The organism is Campylobacter sp. 1569, from assembly GCF_024723675.1.
GTDB lineage: Bacteria > Campylobacterota > Campylobacteria > Campylobacterales > Campylobacteraceae > Campylobacter_D > Campylobacter_D jejuni_C.
The window spans coordinates 19,947-39,282 of record NZ_JANQDB010000005.1 but is presented as its reverse complement, the minus strand read 5'-3'; the positions used below and the strand labels follow the sequence as shown (position 1 = coordinate 39,282).

Below are 19,336 nucleotides of genomic sequence, written 5' to 3'. Positions count from 1 at the left end.
ATGAATGATAAATTAAGCCAGGTTTTGCAAAAACAACAAGCGCAAATTGCAGAACCTGATGTAGATAAAGAAGAGGATATTATTCAGCTTGTTGGTTTTGTGGTAGGGGATGAGGAATATGCTATTCCTATTCTTAATATCCAAGAAATTATTAAACCTATAGAATATACTAGGGTTCCAAGTGTGCCTGATTATGTTTTAGGTGTGTTTAATATGAGGGGTAATGTTATGCCTTTGATAGATCTTGCTAAAAGATTTAATCAAGGTAGTTCTAAAATGACACCTCAAACAAGATATATTGTTTTAAAAGGTATGGCAAATGGTAATCAAACTCCTGCAGGTAATGCGGGTTTTGTGATAGATAGATTAACAGAAGCTATTAAAATTCACAGAAGCAGGATTGATCCACCGCCTGAAACTTTATTAAAAGAAAAAGGTATGATTTTTGGTATAGGCAAAAGAGAAGAAAATATCTTGACTATATTAAAAGCTGAAGCTTTATTAAAGCGTGAGTTTTAATGATAAAGCTTTGTGCCTTTGACTTTGATTCTACGCTAATGGATGGAGAAACCATCGATATTTTAGCGCAAGAATATAATGTTGGTGATGCTGTAAAAGCAATCACCAACAAAGCAATGAATGGTGAGCTTGATTTTTTTGAAAGCTTAAGTGCTAGAGTAGCCTTACTTGAAGGAATGCCTATTGATCAGGTAAGAAAGTGCTGTGAAAATTTACCTTTGATGAATGGCGCTAAAGAATTATGCGAGTATTTAAAAAATAAAAACATAAAAATTATTGTTTTTAGCGGTGGATTTCATGAAGGAATTGACTTAATACAAGATAAACTTCATTTTGATTTTGGTTTTGCTAACTTTTTACATAGTAAAAATGGTATTTTAACAGGAAAAGTTGGCGGGGAAATTATGTTTAATAATTCAAAAGGTATTATACTACAAAGACTTAAGAAATTCTTAAATTTAAAAACAGAAGAAATTATGTGTGTAGGCGATGGAGCTAATGATATTTCTATGTTTAAAGAATGTGGATTAAAAATAGCTTTTTGTGCCAAAGAAATTTTAAGATCTCATGCAGATATTTGTATAGATAAAAAAGATTTAAAAGAAATAATAAAGGTAATACAATGAAAAAATTTTCACTATGGTGTGATTTTATAGAAAATGAATTTTTAGATCATGAATTTTTAGATTTAATTTACTCAAAAACAATTAACGGCGCTACTTCAAATCCTGCCATTTTTAAAAATGCGATTTTAAACTCTGCTATTTATAAAGAAAAAATCAAAAAATCAAATCTTAAAGATAAAAAAGCTTTATATGAGTATCTTGCGGTAGAAGATATAGCTAAGGCCGCAGATAAATTAGCTATTAATTATTATGAAAATAATGATGGTTTTATTAGTATTGAAATTGACCCAAGATTAAAAGATAATACTAGTTTATCTTTAGCTGAGGCAAAAAGATTATACACACAGATTGCAAAAGAAAATGTGATGATGAAAATTCCTGCTACAGAAGCTTCTTATGAAGTAATGCAAGAATTAATGAAAAATGGTATTAGTGTCAATGCTACTTTGATTTTTGATTTTGAACAAACTAAAAAATGCTTTGAAGCTTTAAATTTAGGTTTAAAAGAATTTAGAAAAAATAATATCATAGCCAAAAAAGAACCTCAAGCTGTTATTAGCATTTTTGTAAGTCGTTTTGATAGATTATTAAATAATCAAGTTTTAGATAAAAATTATATGGGAATTCTTACTGCAACTAAGGCTTATAATTATATCATTAAACAAAATGATGCAAATATTAGAGCTTTATTTGCAAGTACGGGTGTTAAGGGTGATGATTTAGAAAAAGATTATTATATTAAAGAATTACTCTATGATAAAGCTATTAATACCGCACCACTAGATGCTATAAAAGCTTTTAAGGGTAAGCAAATTGTATTTAAAGAGCCTTTAAAAGATGAATGTATAGAGAAAAAATTGAATGCAAATATTTCAAAAGATGCTTTAAGTAAAGCTTGTAAAAATTTACTTGACGATGGTTTAGAGCAATTTTGTATAGCTTATGAAGATATTTTAAAATCTTTATAATGTGGCTTAATCTCAAATGAGATTAAGCACTAATACTTGCTAAAGTTGGTCTTTTTAGTGAAAAAACATTAGATGGAGATCTTCTACCGCAATTTGGACATCTAGCTATTGTTTTCCATAAATTTTCTTTTATATATTCCGAAGGTTTCCCAAATCTTTTTTCATATAAAACGCATGTTTCCTCCCAAGATTTATTAAGATTTTTGAAATCTTCCTCGCCTCTCATTCCAAAATAAGGAAAATGATGTAAGAAATAGCCAAAAAGATTTTCACAATCTTGAGCATATTTTAATGTATCTAAAATATGATAATGCCAAAATTTATCAACATCAGCTGGTGGTACTATTGAGGTATCTTTATTTTCTTGACATAAAAGAAGAAATTTTCTATATTCAGTTTCAATGAATTTAGTGTATTCTAAACTCCACCCTAACCCTTCATTTTTGTCAATTATTTTTACTATGATTGGTTCTAAATCCAATTCTTTTAATAGTATTGTAGACATATTATTCCTTTTATTTTTAATTATAGTTTAATAACACTTAGTGTTATAAACGATTGTAAAAAAATTATATAAAAACTAGACTTATAAATAAATAAAGTGTTATAAGGCTTGGTTATATGAAGCAAGATATATCTGATAAACATAGAGAAATAGGTAAAAGAGTTGCAAAAATAAGAAAAGAAAAAGGAATTTCTCAACTAGAATTATCATTATTATTGGGACATAAAAGCGTTTCTATAGTTGCAAGCGCAGAAAGACATTATAGAGGTGCTCATTTTAATTTAAATCATTTATTTCAAATGGCTGAGATTTTTGAAATAGATATTTGTGATTTTTTTAAATAAATTTATACTTTACTAAGCCAGAAATTGATATTATTAAGTCTTTTATTTTATAAAAAAGGGAAAAAATGTTAGAAGGTATCGTTAGAGAGAGTATCGGTAGAAAAGCTGCTAAAGCTTTAAAAAGAGATGGTTATCTAATCGCAAACATCTACGGAAAAGGATTAGAAAACATTAATGCTGCTTTTAAAGTAAATGAATTTATTAAAGAAGTACGCAAAAAAACTACTTTAGCTTTTGATGTAAAAGTAGCAGATAAAGTATTAAATGTTGTTGTGGTTGATTATCAAAAAGATCCTGTAACTGCAGAATTAAAACACGTAGATTTAAAAGTAGCACAAAAAGGTGTTATTTCTAAATATATGGTTCCTGTAAAAATCGTAGGAACGGCTATAGGTCTTAAAAATAAAGGTGTTTTAATCCAATCAAAAAGAAGATTAAAAGTAAAATGTGCAGCTGAAAACTTACCAAATTATTTTGAACTAGATGTAACTAAACTTGATGTTGGTGATGCACTTTTAATCCGCGATGTAGTTGTACCTGAGGGTGTAACTATGGTTGATGCTGATAGAGTGGCTGTAGTTGGCGTAGAAAAAGCAAGATAAAATGACCTTAGTCGTAGGACTTGGTAATATAGGAGAACAATACACTCAAACCCGTCATAATGTAGGGTTTATGCTAATTGACTTAATTTTGAAAGATTTGCAAACAACAAAGCTTTCAAATGCTAAATTTAAAGGAGAGCTTTTTAAAGGCTCTTCTACTCTTTTTTTAAAACCTTCCACTTATATGAATTTATCCGGAGAAAGTGTAAAAGCTGTTAGTGAATATTATAAATGTGATAGAATTATTGTAATCCATGATGATATAGACTTAAATTTAGGTGCATTGAAATTTAAAATAGGTGGATCAAGTGGTGGACATAACGGACTTAAAAGTATAGATAATCTTTGTGGTAATGCTTATGAGAGAGTACGCATAGGAGTAGGAAAAGGACAAGATGTGATTTCTCATGTTTTGGGGAAATTTAAACAAGAAGAGCAAGAAAGTTTAACTAAGGTTTTAGAACATAGCAAAAAAGCCTTACTTGAGCTTTTAAATTCTGATATAGAAAAAATCGCTTCAAAATATTCTTTAAAAAGTTAAACGATGAGTATATTTTTTCGCTATATTTCATCTTTGTATTTAAAATCATTTTTTATTTTGTTTTTTTCTTTGACTTTTTTCTTTGTAGCGATTGACTTTTTACTCAATTTTAATAGACTGCCAAAAAGTGCAAATTTGGAGCTTTTATATATATTTTTTTTAACATGCTCAGCAGCTTCTTATATACTGCCTTTAGCCATAGTCCTTGCTTTGGTTTTATGTATTTTTAATATGATACGCTCGAATGAATTTGTTAGCTTATATGCCTTGGGTTTAAGTAAAAACCAAGTGATTTTTTATCCTTTTTTATGGGCTATGTTTTTTTGTTGTGTTTATGTAGGACTTAATTTTAGTGCCTTTGCTTATGCAGATGAATATAAAAGTAATATTCTTAAGCGTGGTGTTGTAGATAGAGAAGGCGGGGAGGTTTTGATTAAATACAATGATAAATTTATTTATATACAAAAAATAAATTCTCAAACCCTATATAATGTAAAAATTTTTGATGTAAAAAATTTAGATATTCAAAGCACAATCCATGCAAAAACTGCTAAATTTAATGGAGATTCTTGGAATTTAAATGATGCTAAAGCTACTAATGTACCGCAAAATTTGATTGTTTCAAAAGAGGGTTTAAGTGTAGAAGAATTTAAAAATATTAAAGGCTTAGAAGATTTTTCTCCAAAAATTTTAGAAAGAATTTCTTTAGTAGAGAGTAATCCTTCTTATTCTATTTTAGACGCGCTAGAAAGTATGGCGATTTTTGTAAAACAAAATATTTCTACTAATACACTTAGAACAAGTTTATATTCTTTAGTTCTTACACCATTTTTTGCGCCATTTTTAATGCTTATTGTGTATTATTATTTTCCTTTAACAGCAAGATTTTTTAATCTCGCACTTTTAGCTTTTGTGTTTTTTGTGTGTATACTTTTAGTTTGGGGTTTGTTGTTTTTATTAACAAGATTGAGTGAAAATGAAATTTTACTTCCAGAGCTTGGTATAATGCTACCAGTATTTATTTTAATAAGTATAGGAAGTTTTTATTATTTTAAACACAAATAACTACAAGTGAGGTTTTTATGGATTATTTAAAACTAGCAAAAGAATACAACACACCATTTTATATTTACGATTTTGATAAAATCAAAGAGCGTTTTACAATGTTAAAAGATGCTTTTAAGGCAAGAAAATCACAAATTTTTTATGCAGTCAAAGCAAATTCTAATTTAAGTGTTTTAAAGCTTTTAGCTTCTTTAGATAGTGGGTTTGATTGTGTTAGTGCGGGTGAGATTTATAGAGCTTTAAAAGCAGGAGCTAAAAATTATAAAATTATTTTTAGTGGGGTAGGTAAAAGTGTTGATGAGTTAAAATATGCTTTAGAGCAAAACATACTTTATGTAAATTTAGAAAGCTATGAAGAAATGCTTCTTTTAGAGCAAATTGCTAAAGAAAGTCAAAAGATAGCTCGTATAAGCATAAGGGTAAATCCAAATGTAGATGCTAAAACACATCCTTATATTTCTACAGGTTTGCATGAAAATAAATTTGGCGTTGATATAGAAAGTGCTAAAAAAATGTATATTTATGCTAAAAACTCACAATTTTTAGAGCCAGTTGGAGTGCATTTTCATATAGGTTCACAAATTCTTGATATAAGCAGTATTCATGAGGCCTCAGTGATTGTTGCGAAATTAGTAAAAGAACTTTTAGCTTTGAAAATTAATATTAAATTCTTTGATATAGGTGGGGGTTTAGGAGTTTGTTATAAAGATGAACAAGAGCCAAATTTATATGATTATGCTCAAGGAATTTTAGCAAGTTTACAAGGTCTTGATGTGTGTATAGGTATGGAACCTGGTAGGTTTTTGGTGGCAAATGCAGGCGAGTTTGTTACTAAAGTTTTATATGAAAAATTTAATGATAAAAAGCGTTTTGTGATTGTTGATGGGGCAATGAATGATTTATTGCGTCCAAGTTTATATAGTGCTTATCATGAAATCAAACTTTTGAGCGAAAATAAAGAAGAAAGCCTTTGTGATATTGTTGGTGGGGTTTGTGAGAGTGGAGATTTTTTAGCTAAAGATAGAAAATTAGCTAAAACACAAGCAGGAGATTTGATTATAGTTAAAAGCGCAGGTGCGTATGGTTTTAGTATGAGTAGTAATTATAATACTCGCAATAGAGTATGTGAGCTAGCTTATGAAAACGGCACAGTAAGAATAATTAGAAAAAGAGAAAGTTATGAGGATCAAATTGCTTTAGAACTTGATTTTTTAAAGGATTAAAATGTTGTTTTTAGATGTGCAAGGGACTTTGATTTCAGATTATGACAAAAGTCCTATAAATGGTGCTTTAGAACTCATTAAAACTTTAAATAAGGAAAAAATTCCTTATGTGATTATTACTAATAATACCAAAAGATTAGATTTTTTAAATTATTTGCAAAATTTGGGTTTTGAAATTAATGAAAAAGTTTATATCGATCCTTTTTGTGTTTTAAAAGATCATTTAAAACCTTGTAAAATAGCATCTTTTGGAGCAAAAGAATTTTTAGATTCACTTCAAGAGCTAGGTTATGAGCTTGATTATAAAAATCCAAAAGCATTCTTGGTAGCAAGTTATGATGATTTTAAATTTCAAGATTTTGCTGGTATGATAGAGTATCTTAAAAATGGTGTGCAAGCTATAGCAATGCATGAAAGTAGTATTTATAAGAAAAACTCAAGGCTTTATCCAGGTGTTGGAAGTATCATGTCTATGCTTAAAAATGCATGCGAGTTTGATTATAAGGTGATAGGAAAACCTAGCAAGGCTTTTTATGAAAGTGCTTTAAATTTATTAAAACAGCAAGATTGTAATGCAAGTTTTGAAAATACTTTAATCATTAGTGATGATTTTAAAGGTGATTTGCTTGGTGCTTATGAGCTTGGCATGCAAACAGCCTTAGTTTTAAGCGGTAAAATTTCTAACACTCAAGGTCTTGATACAACTAAACTTAATTTTGTATATGATAGTATTAAGGATTACTACATATCGAGGTTTAAATGAAAGAGATAGAAAAATTACGCAATAAAATCGATACTATCGATGATAAAATTTTGGCTTTACTTAATGAAAGAATGCTCCATGTTAAAGATATAGGAGTTATCAAGCAAAATTTAGGTGGGAGTATTTATAGACCTGAACGCGAAAGAGCTATTATAAATAGACTTAAAAATTATAATCATGGTTTATTAGATCAAAATGCAATAGAAGCAATTTATCAAGAAATCTTTGCTGTATCAAGAAATTTAGAAATGCCTCAAAGCATAGCTTACTTAGGACCTGAGGGAAGCTATACACATCAAGTAGCAAGAACGCGCTTTGGTGCTATGAGTCGTTATACTCCACTTGCAAATATAGAAGATGTTTTTAAAGAATTAGCTCACAAAGAAGCAAAATATGGAGTAGTGCCTATAGAAAATAATACAGCAGGCGCAGTGGGTGTGACGCTTGATTGTCTTGGAAAATACGAAGATGTAAAAATTTTTGCTGAAATTTATATGGACATTCATCATTCTTTTGTAAGTATGAGTGAAAATTTAAAAGATATTAAACGCATATATTCTCATCCACAAGGCTATAATCAATGTAGAAATTTTTTAGAAAGTCATGATTTAAGTGAAGTAGAATTTGTAGCAAGCAAATCCACAGCTCATGCGGCTTACTTAGCTTCTCAAGATGTTACTTCAGCTGCGATTTGCTCTAAAATTGCAGCAAAACTTTATAATATACCTATATTATTTGAAACGATTGAGGATAATTTGGCAAATCGCACTAGGTTTTTGATTTTAAGTGATATAAAAATACCTCAAATGCCTCATTGTAAAACTTCTATCTTAGCACTTGCTGCACACAAACCAGGTGGGCTTAGCGATTTGTTGTATGAGTTTAAAAAAGAGGGGATAAATTTAACAAAACTTGAATCACGCCCTATAAAAACAAGAGAATTTGTGCATAGTTTTTATATAGATTTTGAAGGACATATTGATGATGAAAATGTCCAAAGAGTATTAAAAAAAGCTGAGCATATAAAATGGCTTGGATCATATTTATCAGGAGAAAGCAATGAAATTTAATCCTTTTTTAGAAGCTATTAAAACTTATGAAAGTGGCAAGGATATGGATTTAGTTGCTAAAGAATATGGTTTAAAAGAAGTTATTAAGTTAGCAAGTAATGAAAATCCTTATGGTACAAGCAAAAAGGCCAAAGAAGCCATCATAAATAATGCACATTTAGCTCATTTATATCCTGATGATACTATGAGTGAATTAAAACAAGCTCTAGCGCAAAAATATGATATTTTAAAAGAAAATCTCATCATAGGTAGTGGGAGTGATCAAATCATAGAATATATAGTGCATGCAAAACTTGATCATTCTAAGGCTTATTTGCAATGCGGGGTTAGTTTTGCTATGTATGAAATTTATGCAAAACAACTAGGAGTTAAGATTTATAAAACTCCAAGTTTAACCCATGATTTAAATGAGTTATATGAGTTATATCAAAAGCATAAAAATGAAATTAAAGTAATCTTTCTATGCTTACCAAATAATCCTTTGGGTGAGTGTTTAGACGCAAGTGAGGTTTTTGAATTTTTAGAGAAAATCGATGAGGATTGTTTGGTGGCCATTGATGGAGCTTATAATGAATTTGCTTCATTTAAAGATAGCAAAAAGCATATTAATCCTAAAGAATTAATTCATAAATTTCAAAATGTAGTATATCTAGGAACCTTTTCTAAGCTTTATGGTTTGGGTGGCATGAGAGTGGGTTATGGTATAGCTTGCAAGGAAATTATCAATGCATTTTATAAGTTAAGAGCACCTTTTAATGTGACTAATTTGAGTTTAAAAGCTGCTGTTGCTGCACTAGATGATGATGAGTTTGTGCAAAAAACCTTAGAAAATAATTTTTCACAAATGAAACTTTATGAAGATTTTGCTAAAAAATATAAAATTCGATACATTCCAAGCTATACAAATTTTATTACCTATTTTTTTGATGAAAAAAATAGCACAGATTTATCTGAAAAACTGCTTAAAAACGGTATAATAATAAGAAATTTACAAAGTTATGGTTTAAATGCTGTGCGTATAAGTATAGGTACAGAGTATGAAAATTCAAGGTTTTTTGAAGAGTTTTCTAAAAATTTTTAGTTTGTAGGAAATAAATGGATTATAAAACTATACTGCACCAAGTAGGTCAGCTTTATCAAAATTTAAGTTTAAGACAGCGTATTATCATTGCTGCTTCTATTGTTGTTGTAGTTGGATTTTTAGTATTTTTAACCCTTTTTAGAAGTGGCTCTACAGTGGCTAGTGAGGCTGGATATTCAGTATTATTTGAAAATGCTAATACTAGTGATTCAGCGATGATAGTAACGCAGCTTGAAAAAAGTGGAGTTCCTTATATTTTGCGCAATGAAGGAACGATTTTAGTTCCTAATGAGCAAGTATATAAACAGCGTTTAGCTATTGCCTCAGCAGGATTATTGCCAAAAGATAATAAAGTAGGCTTTGAGCTTTTTGATAAACAAGAATTTGGAGCCACAGAAGCTGAACAAAAGGTAAAATACCAAAGAGCATTAGAAGGTGAGCTTGCTAGAACGATTGAAAGTTTAGAGCCTATTCATAGCGCTACGGTGCATATTGCTTTTGCTAAAGATACACTTTTTACCCAGCAACAAGTTCCACCAACTGCTTCAGTAGCTTTGACAATAAAAGAAGGTTTAAAGCTTAATAAAAAGCAAATTATGGGGATTAAAAACTTAATTGCTTCTTCGGTAACAAAACTTACTCCAGAAAATGTAAAAATCATGGATCAAAAAGGTATTCCTTTAGATGATGAGGGTGCTTTTGAAAGTGATTTAATAGCTGCTCAAATTAAATACAAAAGAGATCAAGAATACGAATTAGAACAAAAAATCGTTGCTTCTATTGCTCCATTTGCAGGTGGCTATGATAGGGTGGTAGCAAAGGTTAGTATTGATTATGATTTTTCTAAAGAGGAATCACAAAGTGAAGTATATGATCCAAATACTGTTGTGCGTAGCGAGCAAACTTTAGAAGAGCATAGAGAAGGTTATAAAGATAAAGAAATTCAAGGTGTGCCAGGTGCTGTTTCAAACATCGGTCCTGTGGAAGGTTTGGATGATAAAGGCGCGCGCGAGGTTTATACTAAAAACCAAACCACAACTAATAATGAAATTTCTAAAAAAATCACCAATACTACTAAGCAATTTGCAACCGTTAAAAGAATTTCTGCAGCCGTTGTGGTAGATGGAAAGTATAAAGTAATTACTGATGATCAAGGAAATGTTACTAATGAATACATTCCTTTGAATGATAAAGAAATTAAAGCGATTGAAAATTTAACTAAAGGTGCTATAGGTTTTAATCTTGCTAGGGGTGATGCAGTTGAAGTAAATAATTTAGAATTTCATAGAACAGCTAAAGTTGAAAATAAAGTTCAAACTTTTTATTCAAGATTTGTTGAGCCATTTATCCCGCCTGTTAAATATGTCTTTGCGGCGATTTTACTTTTCATCTTTTACAAAAAAGTTATTGTTCCATTTTCACAAAAAATGCTTGCGGATATTAAGCTTGAAGAAGAAATGGAAGGTAAGGACGGGCAGATTATTGATGAGGCTGAAGATGCTATTGAAAAATTCAACGCAGCACGTAAGAAAGTTGAAGAACAACTTGGTTTTGGAGATAGTTTTGATGAAGATGCGCTTCAATATGATGTTTTACTTGAAAAATTAAGAGCAGTAGCTAATGAAAAAGGCGAAGAAGTGGCATTATTGTTACAAAAACTTGTTGAAAATGAAGCTGAATTTGGTGAGAAGGATATCTGATGATAAAGCTTAGTGAAGAACAAAAAATGGTCTATGATGACCTTTCTATGCCAGAAAAGGTCGCAATTTTTTTAATCCAGCTTGGAGAAGATGTAACGACAGTTTTATTTTCTCATATGGATATTAATGTCATCACTGAAATTTCTCGCTATATTGCTTTAGCAAAAAATGTTGACAAACCAGTTGCTACTGCAGTTCTTGAGGAATTTTATACTTTATTACAGTCAAACCAATATCTAAAAAGTGGTGGTTTGGAATATGCAAAAGAGATTTTATTTAGAACTTTTGGTCCTGAAATTGCCAATAAAATTTTGGAAAAACTTACCAAAAGTATGGAAAATAACCAAAATTTTGCTTATCTTTCTCAAATCAAACCACAACAGCTTGCAGACTTTATCATTAAAGAACACCCTCAAACCATAGCTTTGATTTTAGCTCATATGGATACCACTCAAGCTGCTGAAACTTTGGAGTATTTTAGTGATGAGTTAAGAGCTGAGGTTGTAATAAGAATGGCAAATCTTGGAGATATTTCACCTTCAATCATTAAAAGAGTATCTGCTGTGCTTGAAAGTAAACTTGAAAGTCTTACTTCTTATAAAGTTGAAGTGGGTGGTCCAAGAGCAGTTGCTGAAGTGCTTAATCGTTTGGGTCAAAAAGCTTCTAAAACAACACTTTCTTATATTGAGCAAAGTGATGAAAAACTTGCTACAACCATTAAAGATTTAATGTTTACCTTTGATGATATTTCTCAACTTAGCACTAATGCGATTAGAGAGGTATTAAAGGCTGCTGATAAACGTGATTTGATGATAGGTTTAAAGGGTGCAAGCGAGGATTTAAAACAAAAATTTATGTCCAATATGTCTACGCGTGCTGCTGAAGCCTTTGTAGAAGAAATGGGATTTTTGGGCGCTGTGCGTGTAAAAGATGTTGAAGAGGCTCAAAGAAAAGTTGTAGAAGTGGTACAAAAACTTGCAGAACAAGGTCTTATCCAAGTAGGTGAGGCTGATGAGATGATAGAGTAAGATTATGGCAAAATTAACTAATGTAATTTCACCTGAAAATATTTCTGCCCATGTGGTTGAAGGATATCATTTTAAAGTTATGAGTGAAATGTCTTCTAATGAAGAACAAAAACAAGAAGAAGTTCAAACTATAAATCAAACTCCACTTAGTCAAAATACTCAACAAGTAGTAGAAAATCAAGCAATAGAAGCTACTCCGCAAGCCCCACAACCTCAAATTCAACCTGATTTTGTAGAAGATTTACTTAAAAAAACTGATGAAATGTCAGGAAATATTATTAAGTTGCAAATGCAAATAGAAAGTCAAGAAGCTGAATTTAATAATCGCTTAAATACAGAATTAGAACATGCGAAAGAAAAATTTACCAAAGAAGGTTATGAGCAGGCTCAAAAAAATTTTGAAAGTGAATTAGAAGCCTTGAGGGAAAAATACTTAAAAAGCGTAGAAAAGCTTGAAAATACAGTGCAAAATTTAAATGAGTTTTTATCTAAAAATGAAAAAGAATTAGCCGATACAGCTGTAATTATTGCAAAAGAAGTGATTGCAAAAGAACTTGAGGAAAATTCCTCACTTATAGCTTTAAATTTAGCAAAAGAGCTTATGAATGAGCTTAAAAATGCTACTAAAATAGAATTAAAACTAAGCCCTGAAGATTTTGAATATGTAAAATCACATTTAGAACAAGAGCAAAGTAATATCAAATTCAGTCTTGATGATGCGATTAATAAAGGAAGTGTTTTAATATTAAGCGATGCAGGTAATATAGAGTCAAACCTTAATAATCGTTTGCAAAAAATCAAAAACATGGTTAATGAATGATAGATTTAAATAACTTAAATATTAAAAATATGCAAATTAAAGAACTAGAAAATTTAGCTAGTAATTTGCGTGAAGTTATCATAGATACAGTGAGTAAAAATGGCGGACATTTAAGCTCAAATTTAGGTGTAGTTGAGCTTAGTATAGGAATGCATTATGTTTTTGATGTGCAAAAAGATCCTTTTATTTTTGATGTTTCACATCAATCTTATCCGCATAAGCTTTTAAGTGGTAAAATAAATAATTTTTATACTCTAAGACAATTTAATGGTTTAAGCGGTTATACAAAGCCTGATGAGGGAGATTATTTTGTAGCAGGACACTCAAGTACTTCTATATCTTTAGCGGTTGGAGCTTGTAAAGCTATAAGATTAAAAAAAGAAGATCGTTTGCCTGTTGTATTAATAGGCGATGGGGCATTAAGTGCGGGTATGGCATATGAAGCTTTAAACGAGCTTGGCGATAGAGAATATCCTTGTGTGATTATTTTAAATGATAATGAAATGAGTATTTCAAAGCCAATCGGAGCTATTTCAAAATATCTTTCTCAAGCAATGGCAACGCAGTTTTATCAAAAATTTAAAAAACGTATAGAAAATCTTTTAGAGTATTTTCCTCAAAGTGCTTCTTATATGGCAAAGCGTTTTGAAGAGGGTTTAAGGCTTATTACGCCCGGACTTTTATTTGAAGAATTAGGACTTGAATATATCGGGCCTATTGATGGACATAATTTAAATGAAGTTATTAACGCACTAAATCAAGCTAAGGCTATGAATAAGCCTTGCGTTGTGCATGCACAAACTATCAAAGGCAAAGGTTATACATTAGCTGAAGGTAAAAATGCTAAATGGCACGGAGTAGGTGCTTTTGATAGAAGTAGTGGAGAAAGCTTAAAAACAAATGTAAGTAAAAAAAGTGCGACAGAAATTTTTTCAAATACACTGTTGAAACTTGCTCAAAAATATGAAAATATAGTAGGTGTAACTGCTGCTATGCCAAGTGGAACTGGAATAGATAAGCTAATGGAAAAATATCCCGAGCGTTTTTGGGATGTAGCAATTGCAGAACAACATGCGGTTACTTCTATGGCGGCTATGGCAAAAGAAGGTTTTAAGCCTTTTATAGCAATTTATAGCACTTTTATGCAAAGAGCTTACGATCAAGTTATTCATGATTGCGCTATTATGAATTTAAATGTAGTTATAGCTATGGATAGAGCAGGAATTGTAGGAGAAGATGGAGAAACACACCAAGGTGTTTTTGATATTAGTTTTTTAAGTGCTATACCAAATATTACTTTAGCGGCCCCAAGAGATGAAGCTATGATGGAAAAAATTATAGAATATGCGTATTTTCATCAAGGTGTTTTTGCTTTTCGTTATCCTAGGGGTAATTTTTTATTAGATGATGATTTTAATCCATGTGAGATAAAACCTGCAAAAGCTCAAATTTTATCTAAAGCACAAAGCGATAAAGTATTTTTAGGTTTTGGTCAAGGTGTGGCTAAGGCAAAACTAGTTTTAGATAAACTTGGTTTAGATTATGCAAGCTTAATAGATTTGATTTTTGCAAAACCTTTAGATGAAGAGCTTTTAAAAGAATTAGCAAATAATACAAAAATTTGGTTTGTTTTTTCAGATAGTGCCAAGATAGGAGGAGTGGGAAGTTTAATTACAAATTTTTTACAAAAAGAAAATCTTTATCATATAAAACTAATAAGTTTTGAATTTGCAGACCAATTTATAACCCATGGTAAAACAAATGAGGTAGAAAAATTTTTAGAGCTTGATATTGATTCTTTATGCAAAAAGATCAAAAGTTATTAAAAGATAAAAAATATCCTTTAATATAATTATTTTTTTATAAAAAAAGCGTTATACTATATAAAAAATATCGGAGAATTAATAATGGAACTTATTCAAATGCTTAAAAATTGTGATTTAAAAGCTACTCCACAAAGACTTTGTATTTTAAAAATTTTAAAACGCCATGAACATCCTAATATTGAATCTTTATATGAAAGTATTAAGGAAGAATATCCTTCTATTTCTTTAGCTACAGTGTATAAAAATTTAAATACCTTAAAAGAACAAGGTTTAGTTGTAGAAATCAACACTCCAAATCAAAAAACTTGTTATGATATTTATGAATATCCTCATATTCATGTAATTTGTAGTAAATGTAATCATATAGAAGATGTATGCTATGAAGATAGTGGGATTAATAAATATCAAGAAGAACTTGAGAAAAAAATCGGTAATATTATTGATTACCTTGGTGTGTTTGCTTATGTGAATGGCTGTAAAGCTTGTAAAAAATAAAATGGTTTGTGAAGTTCAAAGACGCTTTTTACTTGAAAATGATGATTTTATAAAAATTATAAAAGAAGAAAAAATTGCTTATTCTAAGGATAAAATACGTGTTTTCTTTACGCGTATAAGTCCTTTTTGTGATGTTAAATATAAAAAAATCAATCAAGATTATTATCAATTTTCACTATATAAACTACACGATATTATAGATAAAAAAACTCATAAACTCTCTAAAAAAGAATTTAAACGCCAAAGTAAACATACTCTAGGGGATATCATTAAAAAAACTAGAATTAGTTTTGAGATTAATGGCATTTGGTTTTTTCTTTATAAATTTAAAAATAATTTGCAAGATTTAATTATTTTGAAAGTTATTTTTCCTACTTTTGAACAAGCAAAATGCTTCAACCTATCTCATTTTTTGCAAAACTATAAAGAAATTACAGATAATGAAAATTTTTATAGTAAAAATTTAGCATTATATGGAGATTTTTCTAAAATTTTTGATAGTGCAAAATGTATTAAAATTTTAGACAAGCAAGAAGATATTAGTTTATATTTCCCAAGTCAAATTCAAAGTTTTGAAGCGGGTAAAATTTTATTTTTTGTGCTTTTAAAAAGACTAAAAAATGATAGATTAAATTTTTTACAAAAATTAACTTTTGAAAGCTTAGAGCAATTTTTTATAAGCCTTAGGCAAATTTGTATTTTCTTTGAGTTTTTTAGCACTCTTTTTGAAAAAAGTATTCAAAATAAACTTCAAAATTATATTTTAAATTTGGAAAAACAAGTATGTAGTGATAAAAATTGTAAATTTGAATTAGAAAAATATATTTTTATTTTAAGTGATGAAAAAATCAATGATATTTTTCTTGATATGGATTTTATCTTAAAGAATGATTGTGATTTTTATCAAGGAGAAAAAAATCAAATTTTAAAGTCTTTAGTGGCTTTTAAGCTAAGAAAAGAATTAGTTTTTTTAAAGAAAAAAATTGTAAAATCTCAAAGAAATCTTGAAGAAGAAGTAGAAAAAATAAAATTTTTATTATGTTATTTTGCAACTATGTTTGAAGAAAAAAGTATTGAAAAACTAAAAAATTATTTTGAATCTAATCATTTAGAGCAAATTTCATATGATGCAAATATAATAAAACAAATTGAAAAAAGCATTAAAAAATTAAAAATATATAGTTAGGAAAAACATGCAAAAACAAGAAAAAATAGTCAAAATGTTTGATGATATAGCGCCAACTTATGATAAGGCTAATAGAATTTTAAGTTTTGGAAGTGATGTGAGTTGGAGAAAAAAAGCTTGTTTGGATGTTTTTAAATTTTCTAATAATAAACTTGATATTATCGATGTGGCTTGTGGCACGGGCGATATGATTATAGAATGGCAAAATCAAGCCTTAAGAGCAAATAAAAATATCATTAGCATAAAAGGGGTTGATCCAAGTGTGGGCATGCTTGAAGTGGCTAAGAAAAAAATCCCTGAAGCAACTTTTGTGCAAGCAAAAGCACAAGAACTTCCACTTGAAAATGAAAGTGCAGACATCATAAGTATAAGTTATGGCATACGCAATGTGGTGGATAGAAAAGAAGCTATAAAAGAATTTGCAAGAGTGTTAAAAAAGGATGGGATTTTACTTGTACTTGAATTTACCAAAAGAGAGCAGGGTGGTTTTGTAGCTGCTTGTAGAGATTTTTACTTAAAAAATATTTTGCCAAAAGTGGGTGGATTTATCAGTAAAAATTATAGTGCTTATGAGTATTTACCAAATTCTATAGAAGATTTTTTAAGCAAAGAAGAATTTATTAAAGAATTGAGTGAGCATTTTGAAATGTTAGAGTATAAAAGTTTTAGCTTTGGTGTTTGCTCTATGTTTATTGCAAGAAAAAAATGAAAGTTTCAGAACTTAATCTAAAAGCTAAAAGTTTATTAGAATTTCATCTTGATGATATAGAGCTTAGTGGAGAAATTTCTAAAATTACCATTCATAGTTCAGGACATTGGTATTTTGATTTAAAAGATGAAAAATCAAGCATAGCTTGTGTGATGTTTAAAGGCTTTAATCAATTTGTTCAAGCTAAACCAAAAGTTGGCGATATGCTTGATCTAAGAGGTTATGTGAGTTTGTATGAAGCAAGTGGTAGGTATCAATTTATTGCTAAAAGTATGCAAAAAACAAGCCTTGGGGATTTAGAAGCTAAATTTTTAGCCTTAAAAGAAAAGCTTGAAAAAGAAGGCTTGTTTGATACAAATGCTAAAAAAAGCATTGTTAAATTTCCTAAAAAAATAGGCATAATCACTTCTTTTACTTCAGCTGCCTTGCAAGATATGTTAAAGTTAATTTCACAAAAGGAATACAATCTTTGTAAAATAACTATTTTTAATGCTCTCACTCAAGGACAAAGTGCTCCAAATTCTTTGATAAATGCTTTAAAAAAAGCCAATAAGTATAATTTAGATGTGATTATTTTGGCAAGAGGTGGTGGAAGCAGAGAGGATTTGTTTTGTTTTAATGATGAAGAACTTGCAAGATGTATTTTTTCTTTAAAAACGCCTATCATTTCTGCTATTGGACATGAGATTGATTATGTTATTAGTGATTTTGTAGCAGATTTAAGAGCACCAACTCCAAGTGCAGCTATTGATATGATTTTTCCAAATAAACTAAGTTTGGAGCAAGGACTTGATGAGCTTGCTATGCGTTTTAAAAACCAAATGTTAAATCATCTTAAGTTTTATCAAAATAAAATCGATCATTTACAAAATTTAGCCAAAGCTAAATCTTTAGAAAATGCTTTTTTTCTTAGAAAACAAAAGCTTGATTTTTTACAAAGTCAACTAAAGAGCGTTTTAAATTTAAAATTATTAAACTATGAAAACAAACTTAATAATTTTGAAGAGCTTTTAACTCAGCATAAAAATTTTTTTGATAAAAGCAAAAATTTGATAAATTTACAAAAAGATGGCAAAAATATCTCTCTTGAAAAGCTAAAAAAAGGAGATATTATAAAACTTTGTTCAATAAATGAGAGTAAAGAAGCCCAAATACTATAAAAAGGAGACAAAATGAGAGTAATGAATTTTAGCGCAGGTCCTTCAAACCTGCCTGATGAGGTTTTAAAAGAAGCACAGGAGCATTTGTTTGATTATCATGGTAAAGGCTTTTCTATTATGGAAGTTTCTCATCGTGGAAAGGTTTTTGAAGAAGTGCATTTTGAAGCTATTAAAATGGCAAAAGAACTTTATGGTGTAAATGATGATTATGAAGTGCTGTTAATGCAAGGTGGAGCTAGCTTACAATTTGCTATGATACCTATGAATTTATATATGGGTGGCGTTTGTGAATTTGCTAATACGGGAGTTTGGACTAAAAAGGCTATTAAAGAGGCTGAAATTTTAGGAGTAAATACAAAAATAGTAGCAAGCACTCAAGAAAGTGAGTTTGATCATATCCCACAATTTGAATTTAGCGATAATGCAGATTATGCTTACATATGCTCTAATAATACCATTTATGGAACTCAGTATAAAAGCTATCCAAAGACTAAAAGTCCTTTGATAATTGATGCTTCTAGTGATTTTTTCTCCAAAAAGATAGATTTTTCTAATATTGCTATGCTTTTTGGTGGAGTGCAAAAAAATGCAGGAATTTCAGGACTTGCTTGTGCATTTGTGCGTAAAGATATGATAGAGCGTAGTAAAAACAAAAATATACCTAGTATGTTAAAATACAGTGTTTATGCTGAAAATAATTCTTTATTTAATACACCTGCAACCTTTGCTATATATATGTTTAATCTTGAAATGAAATGGCTTTTTAATCAAGGTGGCTTAGATAAAATCAATGAGCAAAACATACAAAAGGCTAAAATTTTATACGATGTGATTGATGAGAGTAATGGTTTTTATAAAGGTCATGCTAAAAAAGAGGATAGATCGCTAATGAATGTTAGTTTTAACATAGCTCATGATAAAAACTTAGAGCCAGTTTTTGTAAAAGAAGCTGAAGAAAATGGTATGATAGGTCTTAAAGGGCATAAAATTTTAGGCGGAATTCGTGCTAGTATTTATAATTCTATCAGTATTGAAAAGGTTCAAAAGTTAAGTGAATTTATGAAAGATTTTGCTAAAAAACATGTTTGATTAGATAAAAAGAGGA

Annotated in this window: 21 protein-coding genes; 20 read left to right on the top strand and 1 reads right to left on the bottom strand. The window is 29.5% G+C overall.

Annotated elements, in window-relative coordinates:
- Genes CAMP5060_RS03590 through CAMP5060_RS03580 form a run of 3 tightly spaced genes read left to right on the top strand, consistent with a single transcriptional unit; the run spans position 1 to position 2,113 of the window.
- Complete coding sequence (locus tag CAMP5060_RS03590) at positions 1-519, top strand: chemotaxis protein CheW (RefSeq protein ID WP_039619209.1); 519 nt, start codon at positions 1-3, stop codon at positions 517-519.
- On the top strand, positions 519-1,145 hold the full coding sequence (gene serB, locus CAMP5060_RS03585; protein ID WP_261544956.1) for a phosphoserine phosphatase SerB: 627 nt from the start codon (positions 519-521) through the stop codon (positions 1,143-1,145). Before CAMP5060_RS03590 ends, serB begins: the two co-directional genes overlap by 1 nt.
- On the top strand, positions 1,142-2,113 hold the full coding sequence (locus CAMP5060_RS03580) for a transaldolase (protein ID WP_261544957.1): 972 nt from the start codon (positions 1,142-1,144) through the stop codon (positions 2,111-2,113). Before serB ends, CAMP5060_RS03580 begins: the two co-directional genes overlap by 4 nt.
- A 22-nt stretch (positions 2,114-2,135) precedes the next feature.
- Here the strand turns inward: CAMP5060_RS03580 and CAMP5060_RS03575 are convergent, their stop codons facing one another.
- A complete protein-coding gene (locus CAMP5060_RS03575; RefSeq protein WP_214135799.1) occupies positions 2,136-2,618 on the bottom strand; it encodes a glycine-rich domain-containing protein in 483 nt (160 codons plus the stop codon).
- A gap of 116 nt (positions 2,619-2,734) precedes the next feature.
- Between CAMP5060_RS03575 and CAMP5060_RS03570 the strand changes: the two genes are divergently transcribed.
- The 17 genes from CAMP5060_RS03570 (at position 2,735) to serC (ending at position 19,320) form a co-directional block, all read left to right on the top strand.
- The gene (locus CAMP5060_RS03570; protein WP_039627042.1) at positions 2,735-2,962 is read left to right on the top strand and encodes a helix-turn-helix domain-containing protein; all 228 of its coding nucleotides are present in this window, start codon (positions 2,735-2,737) and stop codon (positions 2,960-2,962) included.
- Positions 2,963-3,027: 65 nt separating this feature from the next.
- Positions 3,028-3,564, top strand: coding sequence for a 50S ribosomal protein L25/general stress protein Ctc (locus CAMP5060_RS03565; RefSeq protein ID WP_087699653.1), 537 nt, complete (start codon positions 3,028-3,030; stop codon positions 3,562-3,564).
- A gap of 1 nt (position 3,565) precedes the next feature.
- Positions 3,566-4,105: an aminoacyl-tRNA hydrolase gene (gene pth, locus CAMP5060_RS03560; protein ID WP_214126200.1), complete on the top strand. Its 540-nt coding sequence runs from the start codon at positions 3,566-3,568 to the stop codon at positions 4,103-4,105.
- Positions 4,106-4,108: 3 nt separating this feature from the next.
- Positions 4,109-5,170, top strand: coding sequence for an LptF/LptG family permease (locus CAMP5060_RS03555; protein ID WP_261529785.1), 1,062 nt, complete (start codon positions 4,109-4,111; stop codon positions 5,168-5,170).
- Positions 5,171-5,187: 17 nt separating this feature from the next.
- The gene (gene lysA / locus CAMP5060_RS03550) at positions 5,188-6,393 is read left to right on the top strand and encodes a diaminopimelate decarboxylase (RefSeq protein ID WP_337217918.1); all 1,206 of its coding nucleotides are present in this window, start codon (positions 5,188-5,190) and stop codon (positions 6,391-6,393) included.
- Between the two features lies 1 nt (position 6,394).
- Entirely contained in the window at positions 6,395-7,156 is a 762-nt protein-coding gene (locus CAMP5060_RS03545) for an HAD-IIA family hydrolase (RefSeq protein ID WP_337217917.1), read from the top strand.
- Positions 7,153-8,226 carry a prephenate dehydratase gene (pheA, locus tag CAMP5060_RS03540; protein ID WP_126341098.1) on the top strand — a complete coding sequence of 358 codons (1,074 nt, stop codon included), beginning with the start codon at positions 7,153-7,155 and terminating at the stop codon, positions 8,224-8,226. The genes CAMP5060_RS03545 and pheA overlap by 4 nt, the downstream gene beginning before the upstream one ends.
- A complete protein-coding gene (gene hisC / locus CAMP5060_RS03535; protein WP_337217916.1) occupies positions 8,216-9,307 on the top strand; it encodes a histidinol-phosphate transaminase in 1,092 nt (363 codons plus the stop codon). The genes pheA and hisC overlap by 11 nt, the downstream gene beginning before the upstream one ends.
- A 14-nt stretch (positions 9,308-9,321) precedes the next feature.
- A complete protein-coding gene (gene fliF, locus CAMP5060_RS03530; RefSeq protein ID WP_087699639.1) occupies positions 9,322-11,007 on the top strand; it encodes a flagellar basal-body MS-ring/collar protein FliF in 1,686 nt (561 codons plus the stop codon).
- Positions 11,007-12,035, top strand: a complete 1,029-nt coding sequence (gene fliG, locus CAMP5060_RS03525) for a flagellar motor switch protein FliG (RefSeq protein ID WP_039619192.1) — start codon at positions 11,007-11,009, stop codon at positions 12,033-12,035. The genes fliF and fliG overlap by 1 nt, the downstream gene beginning before the upstream one ends.
- 4 nt (positions 12,036-12,039) lie before the next feature.
- A complete protein-coding gene (fliH, locus tag CAMP5060_RS03520; protein ID WP_214135802.1) occupies positions 12,040-12,855 on the top strand; it encodes a flagellar assembly protein FliH in 816 nt (271 codons plus the stop codon).
- Entirely contained in the window at positions 12,852-14,681 is a 1,830-nt protein-coding gene (gene dxs / locus CAMP5060_RS03515; protein ID WP_263667282.1) for a 1-deoxy-D-xylulose-5-phosphate synthase, read from the top strand. Before fliH ends, dxs begins: the two co-directional genes overlap by 4 nt.
- Positions 14,682-14,762: 81 nt before the next feature.
- Positions 14,763-15,176: a Fur family transcriptional regulator gene (perR, locus tag CAMP5060_RS03510; protein ID WP_214099963.1), complete on the top strand. Its 414-nt coding sequence runs from the start codon at positions 14,763-14,765 to the stop codon at positions 15,174-15,176.
- Positions 15,151-16,362: a hypothetical protein gene (locus CAMP5060_RS03505; protein WP_214099962.1), complete on the top strand. Its 1,212-nt coding sequence runs from the start codon at positions 15,151-15,153 to the stop codon at positions 16,360-16,362. The genes perR and CAMP5060_RS03505 overlap by 26 nt, the downstream gene beginning before the upstream one ends.
- A gap of 7 nt (positions 16,363-16,369) precedes the next feature.
- Positions 16,370-17,071: a bifunctional demethylmenaquinone methyltransferase/2-methoxy-6-polyprenyl-1,4-benzoquinol methylase UbiE gene (gene ubiE / locus CAMP5060_RS03500; protein ID WP_261529807.1), complete on the top strand. Its 702-nt coding sequence runs from the start codon at positions 16,370-16,372 to the stop codon at positions 17,069-17,071.
- Positions 17,068-18,231 carry an exodeoxyribonuclease VII large subunit gene (xseA, locus tag CAMP5060_RS03495; protein ID WP_337217915.1) on the top strand — a complete coding sequence of 388 codons (1,164 nt, stop codon included), beginning with the start codon at positions 17,068-17,070 and terminating at the stop codon, positions 18,229-18,231. Before ubiE ends, xseA begins: the two co-directional genes overlap by 4 nt.
- 12 nt (positions 18,232-18,243) lie before the next feature.
- Complete coding sequence (gene serC, locus CAMP5060_RS03490; protein WP_337217914.1) at positions 18,244-19,320, top strand: phosphoserine transaminase; 1,077 nt, start codon at positions 18,244-18,246, stop codon at positions 19,318-19,320.
- The last annotated feature ends 16 nt before the right edge of the window (positions 19,321-19,336 follow it).